This is a genomic window from Vibrio sp. DNB22_10_4 (assembly GCF_052879755.1).
Map to the genome: position 1 here is coordinate 1 of NZ_JBNNXW010000093.1, position 256 is coordinate 256.

At 68.8% G+C, this 256-nt stretch carries 1 protein-coding gene; it reads left to right on the forward strand.

Going from position 1 to position 256, the window contains the following annotated elements; translation table 11 throughout:
• A partial coding sequence (locus ACVA6Q_RS24795; protein ID WP_446649245.1) for an aminotransferase class I/II-fold pyridoxal phosphate-dependent enzyme occupies positions 1–256 on the forward strand: 256 nt, incomplete at both ends.

Genomic DNA, 256 nt, shown 5'->3' on the forward strand with positions numbered 1-256 from the left:
GTTCTGGTGGAAGTGCCCGCCTACCCCGCCACGCTGCAAGCCTTGCGTCTTGCGCAGGCGCGCATCGTGCCCGTGCCGATGGACGAGCACGGCCTGCAAGCCGACGCACTGGCCGAGTTGCTACGCCAACTGCCCGCGGAGCAGCGTCCAAAGCTGCTCTACACCGTACCGAACTTCTCCAACCCCCGGGGCACGCTGCTGGCCGCCGAGCGCCGTGAGGCCCTGGTGCAACTGGCCTGCACCCACGGCTTTTGGG